The following is a 17092-nucleotide window of genomic DNA, read 5'->3' as shown; positions in this document are numbered from 1 at the left end:
TTATTCGTGCTTTAAATCTGTAATGTGCTCTAAGATAACGCCAGCTTTTTCTAAAAATTTTAGTCCAGAATCATCTTTGTAGGCTTCTAGATACACTACTCGTTTTATGCCAGCTTGGTGAATGAGTTTACTACATTCTTTACAAGGACTCAAGGTGATGTACAAAGTAGCATCTTTACATGTTTGTGTAGAGGCTGCAACTTTAAGAATAGCGTTGGCTTCGGCATGCAAAACATACCATTTGGTATAACCTTCTTCGTCTTCGCAAGGATTCTCAAAACCTGTGGGTGTGCCATTGTAACCATCTGAAATAATCATCCGGTCTTTTACAATAATTGCCCCAACTTTTCTGCGATGACAATGTGAGAGTTTTCCCCATTCTAGAGCCATACGAAGGTAAGCTTTATCGAATTTGAGTTGTTTTGCGGGTTTCATTAAAATGATTTTTTCCAGATTTAAATCTACAATTTGTAAAAAGTAAAAGCAAATCTATTACTTTTGAGTTGATTTTTACATTATTATTAAAAATGAGTAACATATATTTTCTTACAATACTTATTGCAATAGGAATTTTATACTCCTTGAAGTTTTACATGGAAAACAGAAAAGTTATTGAGAAGATAAAATTTGGGAAAGTGATATATTTATTACAAAACTTAACAGGAGCTTCATTGGCTCTATTAGTTTATTACAAGAAAATTGATTGGATTTTTTTCTTCCTCATTTTACCTGTTTTTATAGCTAGTAGTGTTTGGTTTTATTTTCAATATTATAGATTAAAAGAATCTAAGCAAGAACTTATTTATGTAGGATGCTTATACTTGATGATATTTTTAGTTTTTATAAAATAACTAAATTGTCATACTTCCTTCTATCTGTGAAAGATTTCATAAGTTGTTTTTATACGCAAAAGCAATAAGCTCTTTGGCGGAGTTGAGCTCAAGTTTCTTCAGAATGTTTTTTCGATGTAGCAACTTAGCTTATTTCAAATTTTTACAAAATCCAATTTTCGCGTAACATAGGAATCGTTAAACCTATAATTAACGAGCAGATAACCAAAACCCAATCTCTTTTAGAATATTTAAAAACACTCTGAAACACAAAAGCCAATAATAAAACCACTACTACCACAATAAGTTGAGCTAATTCTATACCGACCGCAAAAGAAAGTAATCTTGCGATTTCAACGCCATCGTTACCTAAAGTACTTCCAAAGAAATTAGAAAAACCTAAGCCGTGAATGATTCCAAAAAAAAGAGTCACCAACATAAAAGCACCCATTTTTTCGTTTTTATTCCGTTTCACCGTAAAAAGGTTATAGAGCGCTGTAAAAATAATCGTCACAGGAATCAAGAACTCTACCCAACTGCTATTTACGCTTACAATATTGTAAGAAGCTAAAAGCAGTGAAATTGTATGCCCGACGGTAAAAACAGTGACAAGACCCAACACTTTTTTCCAGTCATAAAAAGTATAGGCAGCAACCAAGACCGAAAGAAAAAGCACATGATCGTATGCGTTCCAGTCTAAAACGTGGGTTAAACCTAATTTCAAATAAATTAAAAATTCATCCATGAGTTCTATAAATGAGTTGGTTTGTCAAACTTACATGAAATCTAAAAAAGAAGTACTATTTCATATTTAAAATATTATTTTAAATAAATCTAAATAAATTTTTAATTTTGCAACCGAAATCAATATTTTGAAATGAAGAAAAAGAAAAAATACACTTTTAGAAAGTTCATCAACGATGTGCATTTATGGTTGGGTTTAGCAAGTGGAATTATATTGTTTTTAGTCTGCTTGAGCGGAACAATCCTAACTTTCGAAGACGAAATAAAATCTTTTACTTCAGAAGAACTAAACGTTGAAAAAACAGCAACATCAAAAAAATCGATTACAGAACTCCAGAAAATCCTACAAAAGGAAGGAAAGGTAACTGCTGTTACCCTCATAGCAAACGAAGAAAAAGCTTACGAATTTCGAGTAAAAACCAGTAAAGAAGATAGGCGAGGGACCACTTTTTACATCAATCCGTACACGGGTGAATATCAGCAACATCTAAAATCAGACTTAGATGGTTTTTTTTCAAGTATGTTTCGATTGCATCGTTGGTTATTGCTCGATTCTAAGATTGGCAGACCTATAGTTGGTATTGCGACACTTATCTTTTTAGTTATTTCGGTGACGGGTTTGGTGCTTTGGTTTCCCAAAAAAACAAAGTGGAAAAACTTCAAACCAGGCTTCAAAATCAAATTTTCAGCCAATTGGAAACGCATTAACCACGATTTGCATAATACCCTTGGTTTTTATGCTTGTATTTTTATCGTTATCATGGCACTTACTGGCTTATGTTGGTCTTTTGAGTGGTATCGTGATTTTGGCACCAAAGTCTTGGGCGCACAAATTTTTGGAGGCAGAAATCAGCCAGCTATTGTTTCTCAAGCTCAAGGCGAAATGATTACTATTGATGATGCCTTAAAGGTTATAGACAAAGAGTTTCCGTATGAAGGAGATGTTTCTATCAATTTTTTACAAGAAGGCACAGATGTTTACAAAGTTAGAAAATATAGCTCAGAAAGATTTTCACCTATCATTTCAGACAATATCACTATCGACCGAGACGGAAAAATACTTGATAAAGAAATTTTTAGCGAAAAACCGATTAACCAACAAATCGTTAGTTTGATCAAACCCTTGCATATGGGTTATATTTACGGAAGTTTTTCAAAAACCATCTATTTTTTAGCTTGTCTTATCGCAACAAGTTTGCCGGTTACAGGGACTATTATTTGGATAAACAAAATGAAAAAGAAGAATAAAAAAAGAGGCTAAAAAAGCCTCTTTTTTTGTACTCAAGGTGGGAATCGAACCCACACTTCCGAAGAAACTGGATTTTGAATCCAGCGCGTCTACCAATTCCGCCACTTGAGCAATTTATGGTGTTTTTTTATCTCGTAAAACTCGTAATTTTTCTTTTCCTATGCCAGATTTCCAGTATTTTTCTCTAATACGAGCTTCTTTTCTATTTTCACAGACTTCAAAATAAAACAACATAAAAGGAAGATAGGGTTTAGTTGTCCTTTCTCTTCCTAAATTATGCCTGTTAACCCGTTCTTCCAAACTACTTGTCATTCCTACATATATGTAATTTCTCTTTTGACTGGATATTGCATATACATAAATCATAACTATCACTTAGAGCGCCTGCCTGTCGGCAGACAGGTCTACCAATTCTACCTTCGGTAGATAAATCCGCTTTACCTACCCAAGGTAGGCACTTGAGCAAGTAGGGGGCAAAATTATAAAATATTTTTGATTCTAAGCAAAATAAATAAAGAATAATACTTTAGTAGTTCAAATTAATTGCTAAATTTGCAAACTCAATTTTAGGGAAGAATTTTCTAATCGGTAAAAACAGATAACAAATTATGTCACAAGCAGTTGATGCCAAACTTTTTGCATGTACTCAGAGTGTCGAACTTGCAGAAAAAATTGCAAAGGCTTACGGTTTACCTTTAGGTAACGTAATTACCTCAACCTATAGTGACGGTGAGTTTCAGCCCTCTTTCGAAGAATCTGTTCGTGGCTCGAGAGTTTTTATTATCGGTTCTACCAACCCGAGTACCAGAAATCTAATGGAAATGTTGTTGATGTTAGATGCGGCAAAAAGAGCATCGGCAAGACACATTACCGCAGTGATGCCTTATTTTGGTTGGGCAAGACAAGATCGTAAAGACAAGCCTAGAGTACCAATTGCGGCAAAATTGGTAGCAAAAATGCTGGAAACAGCAGGCGCTACTAGAATCATCACAATGGATTTACACGCCGATCAGATACAAGGTTTTTTCGAAAAGCCAGTAGATCACTTGTTTGCATCAACCGTGTTCTTACCTTACTTAGAAAGTTTAAAACTAGAAAATTTAACCATTGCTTCGCCAGACATGGGAGGTTCTAAAAGAGCTTACGCTTATTCTAAATTCTTAGAAAGCGATGTGGTAATTTGTTACAAACAAAGAGCTAAAGCCAATGTGATCGAGCATATGGAACTTATCGGTGATGTAACCGATAGAAATGTTGTTTTGGTAGATGATATGGTTGATACCGCAGGTACACTTACGAAAGCAGCCGATTTGATGATGGAAAGAGGAGCAAAAAGTGTAAGAGCGATTTGTACCCACGCCATTTTATCAGGAAATGCATACGAAAGATTAGAAAAGTCTAAATTAGAATCACTTATTGTAACCGATTCTATTCCACTAAAGCAACAATCTGATAAAATAAAAGTGGTTTCTTGTGCAGATTTGTTTGCATATGCGATGAATGCTGTGCATCAAAACCAATCGATAAGCGAGAAATTTTTAATGTAAATTATATTTCAATAACTATAAATTTTAAACAATGAAGTCAATTACGATCAACGGATCTAAAAGAGAAAGCGTAGGCAAGAAATCAACAAAAGCCTTACGTAATGCTGGAGAGGTTCCTTGCGTATTATACGGAGGAGACACACCAGTTCATTTTTCGGCACCAGAAGTGTCATTCAACAGCTTGGTTTACACTCCAGACGTACATACGGTAGTGATAGACTTAGACGGTAAAAGCTACAACGCTGTTTTGCAAGACATTCAGTTTCACCCTGTAACCGATGCTATCTTGCATATGGATTTCTATGAGTTTACAGAAGAACAAGAAATCACCATGGAAATCCCTGTACACGCAGAAGGTGTTGCAAGAGGTGTGAAAAATGGTGGTGTTTTACGTTTTAACTTACGTAGAATGAAAGTAAGAGGTCTTGCTAGCAAATTACCAGATTATATCATCGCAGATGTTACTCCGCTTAAAATAGGTAACAAATTATACGTAACAGCAGTTGAAAGTGAAGATTATACGATTTTACACCCAGATAACACAGTTATCTGCCAAGTGAAAACTTCTCGTAACATTATTGCTGATGAAGAAGAGGAAGAAGAAGGAGCAGAAGTTGCAGCAGGAGATGTTCCAGCAACAGAGGTTAGTGACGAAGGTGCAGCAGCAGCTTCAAACGACGCTTAATAGCTTCAACCTATTTATTATATTTAAAAAGCATTCCTTTTACGGAATGCTTTTTTATTTTTACAAATAAAAAAGAATGCTTGCATTTTTTGGAAGAATTTTAGGAAAAAAGCAACCTCAACAAAAAAATGATGTTGACGTTATGAAAAAATTTTTGATAGCGGGTCTAGGAAATATTGGTGAAAAATATGAAAATACTAGGCATAATATAGGTTTTAAAGTCTTGGATTATATTTCAAGAAAAGAAGAATTAACTTTTGAAACTCAAAAGTTAGGTGACCTCGCAACCTATAAATATAAAGGAAGAACTTTTATTTTTTTAAAACCAAACACCTATATGAACCTTAGCGGAAAAGCAGTAAGGTATTGGTTAGAAAAAGAGAAAATACCAATAGAGAATTTGTTGGTGATTACCGATGATTTAAATTTACCTTTCGGAACCATTCGTTTAAAAACCAAAGGAAGTGATGGTGGTCATAACGGCTTAAAAGATATTCAGCAACAGCTAAATACGAACCAATATGCTCGGTTTAGATTTGGAATAAGTGATGAGTTTGCAAAAGGACGACAGGTAGATTATGTATTGGGCGAATGGACAGATGAAGAAGAAAAACAATTGCCAGAACGATTACAAAAAGCAGCTGAACTTATTAGGTCTTTTGGTACAGCTGGTGTTAATAACACGATGAATGCCTTTAATGGAAAATAAAAAGGAAGCAAAATGCTTCCTTTTTATTGATAATGATAAAAACTTTTACTCAATAATTACTTTTTTAGTAATTGAGCCTTTTTTGTCAGATAGTTTCACAAAATAGACACCAGTTTGAGCTTTATTCAAACGGATCGTTTCTTGTGTGTTTTCTTGAGCAGCTACTTCTTTACGGTATATTAATCTACCCGTTATATCATAAATATGGATATTGGTAAGAAGCGGATTGTTAGCACTCAGACGAATAGTAAACTCTCCTTGATTAGGGTTTGGCCAGATATTTACGGAAGCATTTAAGCCTAAATTTTCAGTAGAAACTGTTCCCACATTTATAGAATAGTCTTCGACTTCACCATCGTAACCTGTTCCACAAGACGTAGGATAATTATTATACCTAGTTGAAACTCTCATGGTAGTAGTACCTGTCATCGCATTTGTAGGAACTGTAATAGAAAGAGGAGAGCCATTTGTAGGGCCATCAGGAGTATTTACAGCGTAGCCTAAGTTATATTCTTCATTAGCATCAAAGTTACAATTTTGGTTCCAATCAATCCAAACCATAGTTCCAGCTGCATAGTTCCCATCTGTATTTACATTTATGGTTAAGTCGTAGGAGTCTCCTTTATTAACATTGGTTGAAATATGAGTAAAATCACTATAAGGTGAAGGTTTAACCGATGGGGTTGCATTGTTAATAGTGTTGAATAAAACTAATGTAGTCCCTGTTTGAAAGTCCATATTACCTTCTGAAGGACATGCAGAACAAGATTTTGTCTTAAACTCATATGGAGCAGAAAAATTAGAATCTGCACAATTGTTAATTGCTTTTACTCTCCAGAAATAGGTTGTATTATCTGAAGCCGACGAAAAGGTGTATGAGTTTTGACCCACTTGTGTATCGATAACAATATTTGTAAAGTTTACATCTGTTGCGATTTGTAATTGATAAGTTTCAGAATTATTAGAATCAACCCAAGTAAGGATTGGATTAATAATATCTGTAGCTTGATTAGCAGGACTAGTTAAGGTAGGTACTAGAATATTAGTGTTAAAAATTCCTACATTTGCTTCAAAGGTTTTTGTGATGGAGGGTGATGTGCCAATGACTTCAAAATTATAGGTTCCTGGTGTGACCAAATCTGTTCCTGAAATAGTTAAAGTTACACTTGTTCCGTCTGTTGTTGCCGTACTTGGATTAAAAGTTGCGGTTAAACCAGCAGGAAGATTATTTGTAGAAAATGAAGTTGTTTCATTAAAACCTAAAAAAGTATTGTAAGTTAAGTTGAAAACAGCATTGTTTGGTTCACAAACAGAAACATCAGTATCATTAAAAGCTAAAATAAATTCAGCTTCTTGAATTGTAATAGGCTGTTGATTTACGGCATAAAATATATTGTTGGCTGCTTCTACCATAATCCTTGCATTAGAGATATTTCCTACAGAGGGAACAATAATATTCGCAGAGCCAGAATTAGGTACATTACTAGCTACTGTAACATTAAAAGTTTGTCCACCATCAGTACTCATTAAAATGTTTACATGAGAAGCATTTACAGGAGCATTATTGGTATTAGCTACATCCCAAGTGATAGTTTCTGTTGTTCCGACACTCCATGTAATACCCGAACTGTTCTGGGAAGTTACTATAAATGGTCCTGAAGAGGCATCTACAGTAACGGTCATCAAATCTGAATCGGTTTGACCTATACCGTTTGCAAACCCACTTCCGTTATCCCTGACGATAAAAGAGAAATTCATAGTTCTTCCTACAGATGGTGTTACTTCCCAAGTTGGTGTTAAATTTCCGTTTACTACGCTTGATAGATTTGGCATATATCGGTTAGGAGTAGTTAAAGGCAAAATTGATCTATAGAGTGGCCCTTGCGTCCAAGTAGGTTGAGGAGTTCCATTTCCTGGTGCTACTTCAGGATCATTTTGTGACCAGTTATAAGTTAAGGTGCTTGTTCCATCAGTGTCTGTTGCACTACCTCTTAATACAAATGCAGTAGATTTAGGAATAGTGTAATCATTACCCGCATTGGCAACAGGAGGCTGATTAGCAATGACAGTTTCTACATCGCAAGTACTGCTTACTCCTGTTTTTGTATTAGATGTGATATTCTTAATACTTACATAGTTAAAATGAGCATCACTATTAAACTGCACATTAACAGGACAAATTCCTGCATACCCCATGATAGAACTGCCGCTAGCAGGTTCTACTTCTGTTTGTCCATTTCCACTTCTATTACATGTGTTCATAGTGTGAAAAGCGCCAAATTGGTGCCCCATTTCGTGAGCCACATAATCTATATCAAAAGCATCACCTGTTGGATTTGAACTTCCAGTATAACCACTTCCTTTCTGACCAGTAGTACAAACACAACCAATACAACCAGCACTACCACCTCCAGAAGTGTTAAAATTATGACCTATATCATAGTTAGCATTTCCTATGATGTTATCTATTACATTTTGAGTAGTGTTGTTGTATTCACCATTCCAAGGATCACTAGTAGTAGATCCGTAGTAAATAATCTGATCGTTATTGGCTACAAAAATTAAAGTAATGGCCAAATCTCTTTCATAAATCTCATTTACGCGGTTAATGGTAATGGTCATCTGTGCTTGAATATCAGCTACTTCAGTTCCTGGGTTTGCAAATAAATTCCCATATTCTGCATTACAAGATTGCGCAAGTCTATAGGTTCTATGTTTGCTGTCATCCGCATCCATCATATTCACACCTCTTCCTTCTAACGAAGGTAGCTCTATATCTTCTTGCGTTGAACAAATAAAATCGGAAGCACTTCTAGGTAAATCCTTTCTATTGTAAACAATATAATTTTCTGTATCTTTTGTGTAAGGGTCTATATAAACGGCATTTCTTTTACCGGACAAACTCATGGTATGTAAACCAAATTGAGTAACACTAAATCGCATGGTTGCTGTTGGATCATCAATACCTATTGCTTTATAGGTTCTAATATTTGGAAATTTTACTTGTAACCCTTCTTCCATAATCGAAGAAGCACTTACACGAAATTTTTCAAAAGTTCCATTTCCCATAGGAAATTCAACTATCACAGGAGATTTTCCTGTAAAAGTTTCTCTTTCTGGTGCTTTTTTCAAAGCAACTTTTAGGGATTCTAAATCTAAATGGTAAAGCTCATAATTATTTGGGGTTGATGACCTTCTTGTTTTTTCAAGCTCACTTAAGGGTTCTTCAGAAGTTCTAGTCCAGTAATTATTTTGACTAATAGCTGAAAAACTACAGAAAATAAATACTAAACCTAAAACATGACGTAAATTTGTTTTCATAATATTTTGTTATGATTAAATTGGGGGCTAAATTTATTATATTTTATAAGTTTATAAAGTAATTATTTAGAAAATTTATAAATAATTTTCAAAGTTGATAGAAGTAGTTAATAAATCAGTGGTAACCATAGGAACATTCGATGGAGTTCATATTGGGCATCAAAAAATATTGTCACGTCTGATAAAAACCGCAAAAAAAGAAAATTTAGATGCGGTGGTACTTACTTTTTTTCCGCATCCACGAATGGTTTTACAGAAAGATGTCGAGATCAAACTCATCAATACCATCGATGAGCGAATTGCCATTTTAAAGAGTTTTGGGGTGGATGAAATTTTAGTTTACCCATTTAGTCACGAGTTTTCACGTCTTACCGCAAGAGAATATGTAGAAGAAATTTTGGTGAAAAAGCTCAAGGCAAAAAAAGTTATTATTGGTTACGACCATCGTTTTGGAAGAAATCGAGCTGCTGATATTAATGACTTAAAACAGCTAGGCAAAGAGTTTCGTTTTACGGTCGAAGAAATCTCCAAACAGGATGTCGATGAAGTTGCAGTAAGCTCTACCAAGATTAGAAAAGCAATTTTAGAAGGTGATTTTGATACTGCAAATAAGTACCTAGGAAAGCCATTTGTTATAAACGGAAAAGTAGAAAAAGGGGAAAGTGTAGGGAAAAAATTAGGCTTTCCAACGGCAAATATCAAAATTTCTGAAAGCTATAAAATCATTCCTAAAAAGGGAGTTTATGTGGTTCAATCACAGATAGAAGGTAAAAACTTCTTCGGAATGATGAATATCGGCAACAACCCAACTTTTGAAAATAGAAAACCAAGCATCGAAGTTTATTTCCTACATTTCGATGGAAATCTATATGATAAAAGCATCCAAATAGAAGTGCTTACGCGAATACGGGACGAGAAAAAATTTCACTCGGTAGAATTACTTGTAGAAGCTATGCAGCAAGATTTAAAATTTACCGAAAATTATATTCAAAACCTCAATAATGATTGATAAATGGTTTTTTAAACAAGTTGACAATAGCGCGCTTATTGTCTTTAGAATTTTTTTTGGAATTCTAATCACACTTGAAGCTTGGGGTGCGATTGCTTCAGGTTGGGTTAGAAGAACATTGGTCGAACCACAGCAAACCTTCAACTTTATAGGGTTTGATTTTTTACAGATTTTTGTCGGTCCACAAATGTATATTTTTTATGCTGTTCTTGGGCTTTTTGGGGTATTTGTCATGTTGGGTTATCGTTATAAATTCAGTATGGCAATGTATACCGTAATGTGGACTATTACGTATTTACTTCAAAAATCGAGTTACAATAACCACTATTATTTGCTCATTCTCATTTGTATTTTTATGTTAATTGTTCCAGCACATCGCTATTTTTCGTTAGATGCTAAAAGACAGCCGAGCCTCAAAGCTATTTCTTGTCCAAATTGGATATATATTTTTATTATTTTACAGCTTTTTATCGTTTATACCTATGCTTCCGTAGCAAAATGGTATCCCGATTGGCTAGATTTTTCGGTAGCAAAAATGCTCATGCAATCGCGAGCAGATTATTGGTTGGTGGGCGATTTATTGCAACAGCATTGGGCACATGTGATCATCACCTATTTTGGGATTTTGTTTGATCTTTTGGTGGTTCCTTTATTGTTATGGAAACCTACTCGAAAGCCTATTTTTATTTTCGGTATCTTTTTTCATCTGTTTAATAGTATTGTATTTCAGATAGGTATTTTTCCTTATTTGTCACTGGCTTTCTGTTTATTCTTCTTTCCAGTAAAAACCATTCATAAAAACTTTTTAAGACGTAAACCTTTTTATGATAAGAATGAAATCATTATTCCCAATTACAAACCTTATTTTATACCTTTTGTAGTGGCTTGGTTTATCATTCAGGTAACGCTTCCGTTAAGGCATTGGCTCATCAAAGGCGATGTTTTATGGACAGAAGAAGGCCATCGTTTAAGTTGGCGAATGATGTTGCGTTCTAAATCGGGAATCACTTCTTTTAGAATTGTAGACAAAGAAACCGGTAAAGAAACTTACGTCAACCGCAACGATTACTTAACCAATAAGCAAATTAGAACGGTGAGTACCAAGCCCGATTGTATGTGGCAGTTTGCCCAGCGACTCAAAAAAGAATATGCTGAGCAAGGAAAGGCTATTGAAGTTTATGTAAACGCTCGGGTAAGTGTCAACCAAAAACCCCATCAGCAACTCATCGACCCAAAGGTAGATCTCGCTGCCGCGGAATGGAACTACTTCTGGCATAACAATTGGGTATTGTTACCTGAAGAAGAAAAAGAGGTTAAAAAGTAATCTTACAATTCATTTTAATTTTCCAGAATACGTAACTTTGGCGTTTTAAATAAAATACTTATTTCTTTTCCCATGTTACAAGTTGCTCACATTAGAGAAAACAAAGAAGCCTACATCAAAGCTTTGACAAAGCGAAACTTTGCAGCGCAAGAAGTTTTTGAACAAGTGCTAGAACTAGATGAAAAACGTAGAAACACGCAAACACAATTAGACCAAGTGTTGGCAGAATCTAATAAAATTTCCAAAGAAATTGGGCAGCTTTTTAAATCGGGCGAAGTACAAAAAGCCAACGAACTTAAAGCCAAAACGGGTGATTTAAAAGAAAATTCAAAAAGCCTTTCAGAAGAGCTAAACCGAGTCTCACAAGAACTCAATGAGTTATTGTACACGATTCCTAACGTGCCAAACGATTTGGTTCCTGCAGGGAAAAGTGAAGACGATAACGAAGAAGTTTTCCGTAAAGGCGAAATCCCAAAACTTTCTGGCGATGCTTTACCGCATTGGGAATTGGCAAAAAAATACGATCTCATCGATTTTGAATTGGGTAACAAAGTTACAGGAGCTGGTTTTCCGGTCTATAAAGGAAAAGGAGCAAGATTACAACGGGCTTTAATTACCTATTTTCTCGATAAAAACATTGCGGCAGGTTATACCGAATATCAAGTTCCGTTGGTCGTGAACGAAGATTCTGGTTTTGGTACAGGGCAACTGCCTGATAAAGAAGGGCAAATGTACCATATACAAAACGACGATTTGTACCTCATTCCGACTTCTGAAGTGCCGCTTACGAATATGTTTAGAGACGAAATGTTAGACGAGAGCCAACTGCCGATTCAATGTACGGCTTTTACCCCTTGTTTTCGTCGTGAAGCAGGTTCTTACGGAGCGCATGTACGTGGTTTAAATCGTTTACACCAATTTGATAAAGTAGAAATCGTAAATGTGGTAAAACCTGAAGAATCCTACCAAATGCTCGATAATATGGTAGAGCACGTCAAGGAAATTCTGAACGAATTGAAATTACCTTACCGTATTTTACGTCTTTGTGGTGGCGATCTTGGATTTACGTCGGCTTTGACTTATGATTTCGAAGTTTTCTCAACCGCTCAAGACCGTTGGTTGGAAATTTCTTCGGTTTCTAATTTTGAGACTTTCCAAAGTAACCGACTCAAAGTTCGCTACAAAAATAATGAAGGTAAAAAAGAATTGGTGCACACTTTAAATGGAAGTTCGTTGGCTTTACCAAGAGTTTTAGCTGGAATTTTAGAAAACTACCAAACCGAAAACGGTATAAAAGTACCAGAAGTTTTAGTGCCTTATACGGGTTTTGATATCATCAATTAATTTTCAAAAAACAATAATATCAAACGCATTTTGTTATCTTAGCAAGATGCGTTTTTTATTAGTAACCCTATTATTTTTTCTTACGTTTTCGCTACAAGCACAAAACATTGCTTTGGCACAAAACTATTTTGAACAAGGAGAGTTCGAAAAAGCAGTTTCGATTTACGAAAAAGCTTACGAAAAAAACCCACGAAATATCCAGCTTTTAAAAGCTTATGTCGAAGCTTTACAAGCAATAGAAGATTATGCAACTGCCGAAAAAGTTTTGTTAAAACAGGTAGAAAATGCTCAAAATCATCCGCAATTTTTGGTGGCTTTGGGTTTAAATTACCAAATGCAGAATAATTCCGCGGAAGCGACCAATTATTTTAATAAAGCAATAAATGTTGTCGATAAAAATCCCGCTTACGCTTATTCTATTGGACGAGAATTCCAAATGAATGGATTTCTTGATGAAGCCATTGCTACATACACCAAGGCATTAGAAAAACAAGACAACAAAACCTTTAATTTGGAATTGGCCAATATTTATGGAGAGAAAGGCGAGTTGCAACAGATGTTCGATCGGTTTATAGACGTGTTAGAGCAAGACCCAAAGTTGAGTTATCATGTAAAATTTATCATATCAGATTACATTACCGAAGACAAAGAAAACGAAGCCAACGAAGTCTTAAGAAAAACTTTGCTCATCCGAAACCAGCAAGCACCAAATGTTTTATACAATGAGTTTTTAAGCTGGCTTTACCTTAACCAAAAGGAATATTTAAAGGCTTTTACACAAGAAAAAGCGATCTATTTAAGGTCGCAAAGTCAAAACACTAACCCAATGTTAGAAATTGGTGATTTGGCTGCTGAAGAGAATAAAACAGAAGAAGCCAAAGAGATTTATGATTATGTGATAGAAGTTTCTGAAATTCCAGGAAAGAAAATTTACCCCTTGGTACGAAAATTAAGGTTAGCAATCGCACATTCAAAAAAAGAGAACGAAGTAGAAGCAGCATTTCAAAAAGCATTTGAATATTTTCCTAACGATAATTTTTTTCAGGATCACCTGAATTACGAATATGCCAAATTTCTTGCTTTTAAAAAGAAAGAAACCACCACTGCCTTAGAGAAACTCAATTACATTTTCGAAAATACGCAAAATGATGCTTTTTTTAAAGCTTCTGTAAAAATGACCATTGCCGATATTTACCTACAGCAGGAGAAATTCAATCAAGCATTACTGGCTTATAGTCAGGTACAGAAAATAGCAGAAAATACCGAATTGGCTCAAGAAGCCACTTTTAAAATTGCCAAAACCAGTTTTTATACAGGTGATTTCGATTGGGCAAAAATGCAACTGAAAATCTTAAAAACAGCGACTTCAAAACTGATTGCTAACGATGCGCTGCATTTGAATGTGTTGATTTCTACCAACACATCAGAAGATTCGTTACAAACGGCTTTAAAGAAATTCGCGAAAGCAGATTTATTGCAATTCCAGGAAAATTATGACCAAGCTCTAACAGTTTTAGACGATTTGCTCACACATCACAAAGGTGACCAAATCGAAGACGACGCGTGGTTTAAAAAAGCTAAAATTTTAGAAACACAGCAAAAATATGATGCTGCCATACAAGCCTATGAACAGATAAAAACAGTAACACAGAATAGTATTTATTTAGACGATGTTTACTTTTTTGTCGGAAAAATTTATGAAAACCACTTACAAAAACCAGAATTGGCCAAAGAAAACTACGAAAGAATAATTTTTGACCATCAAGATAGTATTTACTTCACCGAAGCTCAGAAAAAATACCGACTTTTGCGCGGCGACAACATACAATAAACTTATGCATATTTATAACGTGACCATCAATGTAAATGATGAAATCCATCAAGGCTGGCTTGATTGGATGAAAAATGAACATATTCCGAAAATGTTGCAAACAGGCAAATTTACCAAAGCTCTGATGACCAAAGTATTGGTAGAAGAACAAATGGGCGGAACGACTTATTCGGTACAATATACAGCTAAGGACAAAGCGACTTTGGACACCTATTACAAAGAAAACGCAGCGATTTTAAGAAACGAAACCGTCAAAAAATTTGGAGACCAACTCGTGGCATTCAGAACTGAATTAGAAGTAGTTTTTGAATTATGAGCAAAAAATTTTCATCACCAAAACCCAAACAAGCTCAGATAAGAGCCAAAAAACATTTGGGGCAACATTTTTTGCATGATGAAAATACCGCCGAAAAAATAAGTAATACGCTTACGCTGAAAAACTACGTAAACGTCTTGGAAATTGGTCCGGGAACAGGTGTTTTAACTAAATATTTACTTCAAAAAGATAAAAATGTAAAAGTAATCGACCTCGACAAAGAATCTATTGCTTATTTACAAGAAGACTTTAAAACCGAACATCCGGAAATTGCCCGGGAAGATTTCGATATCATTGAAGCCGATTTTTTAAAACTGGATTTACACCAACTTTTTAAAGGAGAACAAGTCGCCATCACAGGAAATTTTCCGTATAATATTTCGTCACAAATTGTTTTTAAAGCAATAGAAAATAGAGCAATAGTCCCTGAGTTTACAGGAATGTTCCAGAAAGAGGTTGCCAAACGCATTTGCGAAAAAGAAGGTTCAAAAACCTATGGTATTTTATCGGTTTTAACCCAAGCCTATTACGATGCCGAATATTTATTTACGGTTTCACCAGGAGTTTTCAATCCGCCGCCAAAAGTAGACAGTGGTGTTTTACGACTTATCCGAAAAGAAAACTTCACACTGGAAGTTGACGAAACTTTATTTTTTACCATCGTAAAAACTGCTTTTAACCAACGAAGGAAAACGTTAAGAAATAGTTTAAAAAATTTACAACTCTCAGAAAAATTAAAAGAAGATAGTATATTTGGCAAACGTCCCGAACAATTATCGGTGCAGCAATTTGTAGAACTTACGCAAAAAATAGGTGGCGATGCAAATAGAAATCAATAAAGAGTTTATCGAGCGTATAGAAGAGCTGATTGAAGAAAAAAACAATCAGGAACTCAAATTGCATTTTGAAGAATTGCACCATGCCGATATTGCCGAAATTCTTGATGAATTATCGTTAGACGAAGCTACTTATGTGATTAAACTTCTCGGAAGTGAAAAAACCGCTGAGGTTTTAATGGAACTCGATGAAGACGATCGGGATAAAATACTCAACAACCTTACCGCCAAAGAAATTGCCGAAGAGATTGAGGAGATGGATACCGATGATGCTGCTGATATCGTTTCTGAACTTTCTGATGACCTGAAAGAACAGGTAATTGCCAATATAGAGGATGAAGAACATGCCGATAATATTGTCGAGCTCTTACGTTACGACGAAGATTCTGCCGGTGGTCTGATGGCAAAAGAATTGGTAAAAGCCAACGAAAACTGGAGTGTTACAGGCTGTATGAGCGAAATGCGCCAACAAGCCGAACACGTGACTAGAGTTCACTCGATTTATGTGGTAGACAACAAAGATAGACTCAGAGGCAGGCTTTCGCTGAAAGATTTACTAACGGCACCCAGTGATGCACAAATTAGTGATATTTATATAGACAAAGTAGATTCGGTAACCGTGCACACGCCAGGCGAGGAAGTCGCTCGTATCATGCAGAAATACGATTTAGAAGCCATTCCTGTGGTGAACGAAATGGGTAGATTGGTTGGTCGTGTGACTATCGATGATATTGTAGATTTCATTAAAGAAGAAGCCGAAAAAGATTACCAAATGGCTGCTGGTATTTCAGAAGATGTCGAAGCAGATGACAGCATTTGGCAACTTACAAGAGCGAGATTGCCCTGGTTGGTTTTAGGTCTTTTAGGTGGTCTGGGAAGTGTTTTTATTATGGAAGGTTTTGAGGAAGCCCTAGAAAAATACCGCGAGCTTTTCTTTTTTACACCACTTATTGCTGCGATGGCAGGAAATGTAGGAGTTCAATCGAGTGCGATTATCGTGCAAGGTTTGGCAAACGACAATGTAAAGGGGAGCTTGCTCAATCGATTGCTAAAAGAAATTGGTCTAAGCCTTATCAATGGACTAGTTCTAGGGGTTTTGGTCATCATTTTTGGCTTTGTCAATGGTATGCAACTCAATTTTAGTCTGACAATTGCCATTTCGATGTTATCGGTCATTATTATTGCCGCCCTTATCGGAACTTTTGTTCCCATCATTTTAGATAAACAAGGTATCGACCCTGCCATAGCAACGGGACCATTTATCACGACAAGCAATGATATTTTTGGAATATTCTTATTTTTCTACATCGCCAAAATCATGCTAGGATTTTGATTTTACTGTAATTT

General features: G+C 35.4%; 15 protein-coding genes and 1 tRNA gene. 11 read left to right on the top strand and 5 right to left on the bottom strand.

What is annotated here, in order from left to right:
* Both DNG35_RS05475 and DNG35_RS05465 read right to left on the bottom strand, forming a co-directional pair.
* Positions 1 to 435: a dCMP deaminase family protein gene (locus tag DNG35_RS05475; RefSeq protein ID WP_111126754.1), complete on the bottom strand. Its 435-nt coding sequence runs from the start codon at positions 433 to 435 to the stop codon at positions 1 to 3.
* A gap of 558 nt (positions 436 to 993) precedes the next feature.
* Positions 994 to 1575, bottom strand: a complete 582-nt coding sequence (locus tag DNG35_RS05465; protein WP_111126752.1) for a HupE/UreJ family protein — start codon at positions 1573 to 1575, stop codon at positions 994 to 996.
* Between the two features lie 132 nt (positions 1576 to 1707).
* On the opposite strand from DNG35_RS05465, the gene DNG35_RS05460 reads away from it, so the two are divergent.
* The gene (locus tag DNG35_RS05460) at positions 1708 to 2835 is read left to right on the top strand and encodes a PepSY domain-containing protein (RefSeq protein WP_111126751.1); all 1128 of its coding nucleotides are present in this window, start codon (positions 1708 to 1710) and stop codon (positions 2833 to 2835) included.
* A gap of 17 nt (positions 2836 to 2852) precedes the next feature.
* On the opposite strand, the gene DNG35_RS05455 is transcribed toward DNG35_RS05460, so the two are convergent.
* Together DNG35_RS05455 and DNG35_RS05450 are read right to left on the bottom strand one after the other, a co-directional pair.
* Positions 2853 to 2934 (bottom strand) — tRNA-Leu (locus DNG35_RS05455).
* 3 nt (positions 2935 to 2937) lie between these two features.
* Positions 2938 to 3135 (bottom strand): GIY-YIG nuclease family protein, encoded by a 198-nt coding sequence (locus DNG35_RS05450; RefSeq protein ID WP_233494461.1) that lies wholly within the window; start codon positions 3133 to 3135, stop codon positions 2938 to 2940.
* Between the two features lie 296 nt (positions 3136 to 3431).
* On the opposite strand from DNG35_RS05450, the gene DNG35_RS05445 reads away from it, so the two are divergent.
* The 3 genes from DNG35_RS05445 (at position 3432) to pth (ending at position 5764) form a co-directional block, all read left to right on the top strand.
* Positions 3432 to 4370, top strand: coding sequence for a ribose-phosphate pyrophosphokinase (locus DNG35_RS05445; protein WP_111126750.1), 939 nt, complete (start codon positions 3432 to 3434; stop codon positions 4368 to 4370).
* A 31-nt stretch (positions 4371 to 4401) separates the two neighbouring features.
* Positions 4402 to 5055: a 50S ribosomal protein L25/general stress protein Ctc gene (locus DNG35_RS05440; protein ID WP_111126749.1), complete on the top strand. Its 654-nt coding sequence runs from the start codon at positions 4402 to 4404 to the stop codon at positions 5053 to 5055.
* A 76-nt stretch (positions 5056 to 5131) separates the two neighbouring features.
* On the top strand, positions 5132 to 5764 hold the full coding sequence (gene pth / locus DNG35_RS05435; protein ID WP_111126748.1) for an aminoacyl-tRNA hydrolase: 633 nt from the start codon (positions 5132 to 5134) through the stop codon (positions 5762 to 5764).
* Positions 5765 to 5809: 45 nt separating this feature from the next.
* Here pth and DNG35_RS05430 read toward each other — a convergent pair whose 3' ends face one another.
* Entirely contained in the window at positions 5810 to 9085 is a 3276-nt protein-coding gene (locus DNG35_RS05430) for a reprolysin-like metallopeptidase (RefSeq protein ID WP_111126747.1), read from the bottom strand.
* Positions 9086 to 9179: 94 nt separating this feature from the next.
* Between DNG35_RS05430 and DNG35_RS05425 the strand changes: the two genes are divergently transcribed.
* The 7 genes from DNG35_RS05425 (at position 9180) to mgtE (ending at position 17078) form a co-directional block, all read left to right on the top strand.
* Positions 9180 to 10094 carry a bifunctional riboflavin kinase/FAD synthetase gene (locus DNG35_RS05425; protein ID WP_111126746.1) on the top strand — a complete coding sequence of 305 codons (915 nt, stop codon included), beginning with the start codon at positions 9180 to 9182 and terminating at the stop codon, positions 10092 to 10094.
* Positions 10087 to 11418 (top strand): HTTM domain-containing protein, encoded by a 1332-nt coding sequence (locus DNG35_RS05420; protein ID WP_111126745.1) that lies wholly within the window; start codon positions 10087 to 10089, stop codon positions 11416 to 11418. The genes DNG35_RS05425 and DNG35_RS05420 overlap by 8 nt, the downstream gene beginning before the upstream one ends.
* A gap of 72 nt (positions 11419 to 11490) precedes the next feature.
* Entirely contained in the window at positions 11491 to 12762 is a 1272-nt protein-coding gene (gene serS / locus DNG35_RS05415) for a serine--tRNA ligase (protein WP_111126744.1), read from the top strand.
* 46 nt (positions 12763 to 12808) lie between these two features.
* The gene (locus DNG35_RS05410; protein ID WP_111126743.1) at positions 12809 to 14593 is read left to right on the top strand and encodes a tetratricopeptide repeat protein; all 1785 of its coding nucleotides are present in this window, start codon (positions 12809 to 12811) and stop codon (positions 14591 to 14593) included.
* 4 nt (positions 14594 to 14597) lie between these two features.
* Entirely contained in the window at positions 14598 to 14909 is a 312-nt protein-coding gene (locus tag DNG35_RS05405; RefSeq protein WP_111126742.1) for a DUF4286 family protein, read from the top strand.
* On the top strand, positions 14906 to 15748 hold the full coding sequence (gene rsmA / locus DNG35_RS05400; protein ID WP_111126741.1) for a 16S rRNA (adenine(1518)-N(6)/adenine(1519)-N(6))-dimethyltransferase RsmA: 843 nt from the start codon (positions 14906 to 14908) through the stop codon (positions 15746 to 15748). The genes DNG35_RS05405 and rsmA overlap by 4 nt, the downstream gene beginning before the upstream one ends.
* Complete coding sequence (gene mgtE, locus DNG35_RS05395; RefSeq protein ID WP_111126740.1) at positions 15729 to 17078, top strand: magnesium transporter; 1350 nt, start codon at positions 15729 to 15731, stop codon at positions 17076 to 17078. The genes rsmA and mgtE overlap by 20 nt, the downstream gene beginning before the upstream one ends.
* The last annotated feature ends 14 nt before the right edge of the window (positions 17079 to 17092 follow it).

Source organism: Mesonia sp. K7 (genome assembly GCF_003233725.1).
In the GTDB taxonomy this organism is placed as follows: Bacteria; Bacteroidota; Bacteroidia; order Flavobacteriales; family Flavobacteriaceae; genus Mesonia.
Note: the sequence above shows the minus strand (reverse complement) of the source record. Positions and strands in the feature narration are given on the sequence as shown.

Excerpts from the sequence above, each read along its gene's own strand:
- DNG35_RS05475 (WP_111126754.1), bottom strand. The coding sequence starts at position 435 with ATGAAACCCGCAAAACAACTCAAATTCGATAAAGCTTACCTTCGTATG.
- DNG35_RS05465 (WP_111126752.1), bottom strand. The coding sequence starts at position 1,575 with ATGGATGAATTTTTAATTTATTTGAAATTAGGTTTAACCCACGTTTTA.
- serS (WP_111126744.1), top strand. The coding sequence starts at position 11,491 with ATGTTACAAGTTGCTCACATTAGAGAAAACAAAGAAGCCTACATCAAA.
- DNG35_RS05450 (WP_233494461.1), bottom strand. The coding sequence starts at position 3,135 with ATGACAAGTAGTTTGGAAGAACGGGTTAACAGGCATAATTTAGGAAGA.
- rsmA (WP_111126741.1), top strand. The coding sequence starts at position 14,906 with ATGAGCAAAAAATTTTCATCACCAAAACCCAAACAAGCTCAGATAAGA.
- DNG35_RS05410 (WP_111126743.1), top strand. The coding sequence starts at position 12,809 with ATGCGTTTTTTATTAGTAACCCTATTATTTTTTCTTACGTTTTCGCTA.
- DNG35_RS05405 (WP_111126742.1), top strand. The coding sequence starts at position 14,598 with ATGCATATTTATAACGTGACCATCAATGTAAATGATGAAATCCATCAA.
- DNG35_RS05445 (WP_111126750.1), top strand. The coding sequence starts at position 3,432 with ATGTCACAAGCAGTTGATGCCAAACTTTTTGCATGTACTCAGAGTGTC.
- DNG35_RS05460 (WP_111126751.1), top strand. The coding sequence starts at position 1,708 with ATGAAGAAAAAGAAAAAATACACTTTTAGAAAGTTCATCAACGATGTG.
- pth (WP_111126748.1), top strand. The coding sequence starts at position 5,132 with ATGCTTGCATTTTTTGGAAGAATTTTAGGAAAAAAGCAACCTCAACAA.
- DNG35_RS05440 (WP_111126749.1), top strand. The coding sequence starts at position 4,402 with ATGAAGTCAATTACGATCAACGGATCTAAAAGAGAAAGCGTAGGCAAG.
- DNG35_RS05420 (WP_111126745.1), top strand. The coding sequence starts at position 10,087 with ATGATTGATAAATGGTTTTTTAAACAAGTTGACAATAGCGCGCTTATT.
- mgtE (WP_111126740.1), top strand. The coding sequence starts at position 15,729 with ATGCAAATAGAAATCAATAAAGAGTTTATCGAGCGTATAGAAGAGCTG.
- DNG35_RS05430 (WP_111126747.1), bottom strand. The coding sequence starts at position 9,085 with ATGAAAACAAATTTACGTCATGTTTTAGGTTTAGTATTTATTTTCTGT.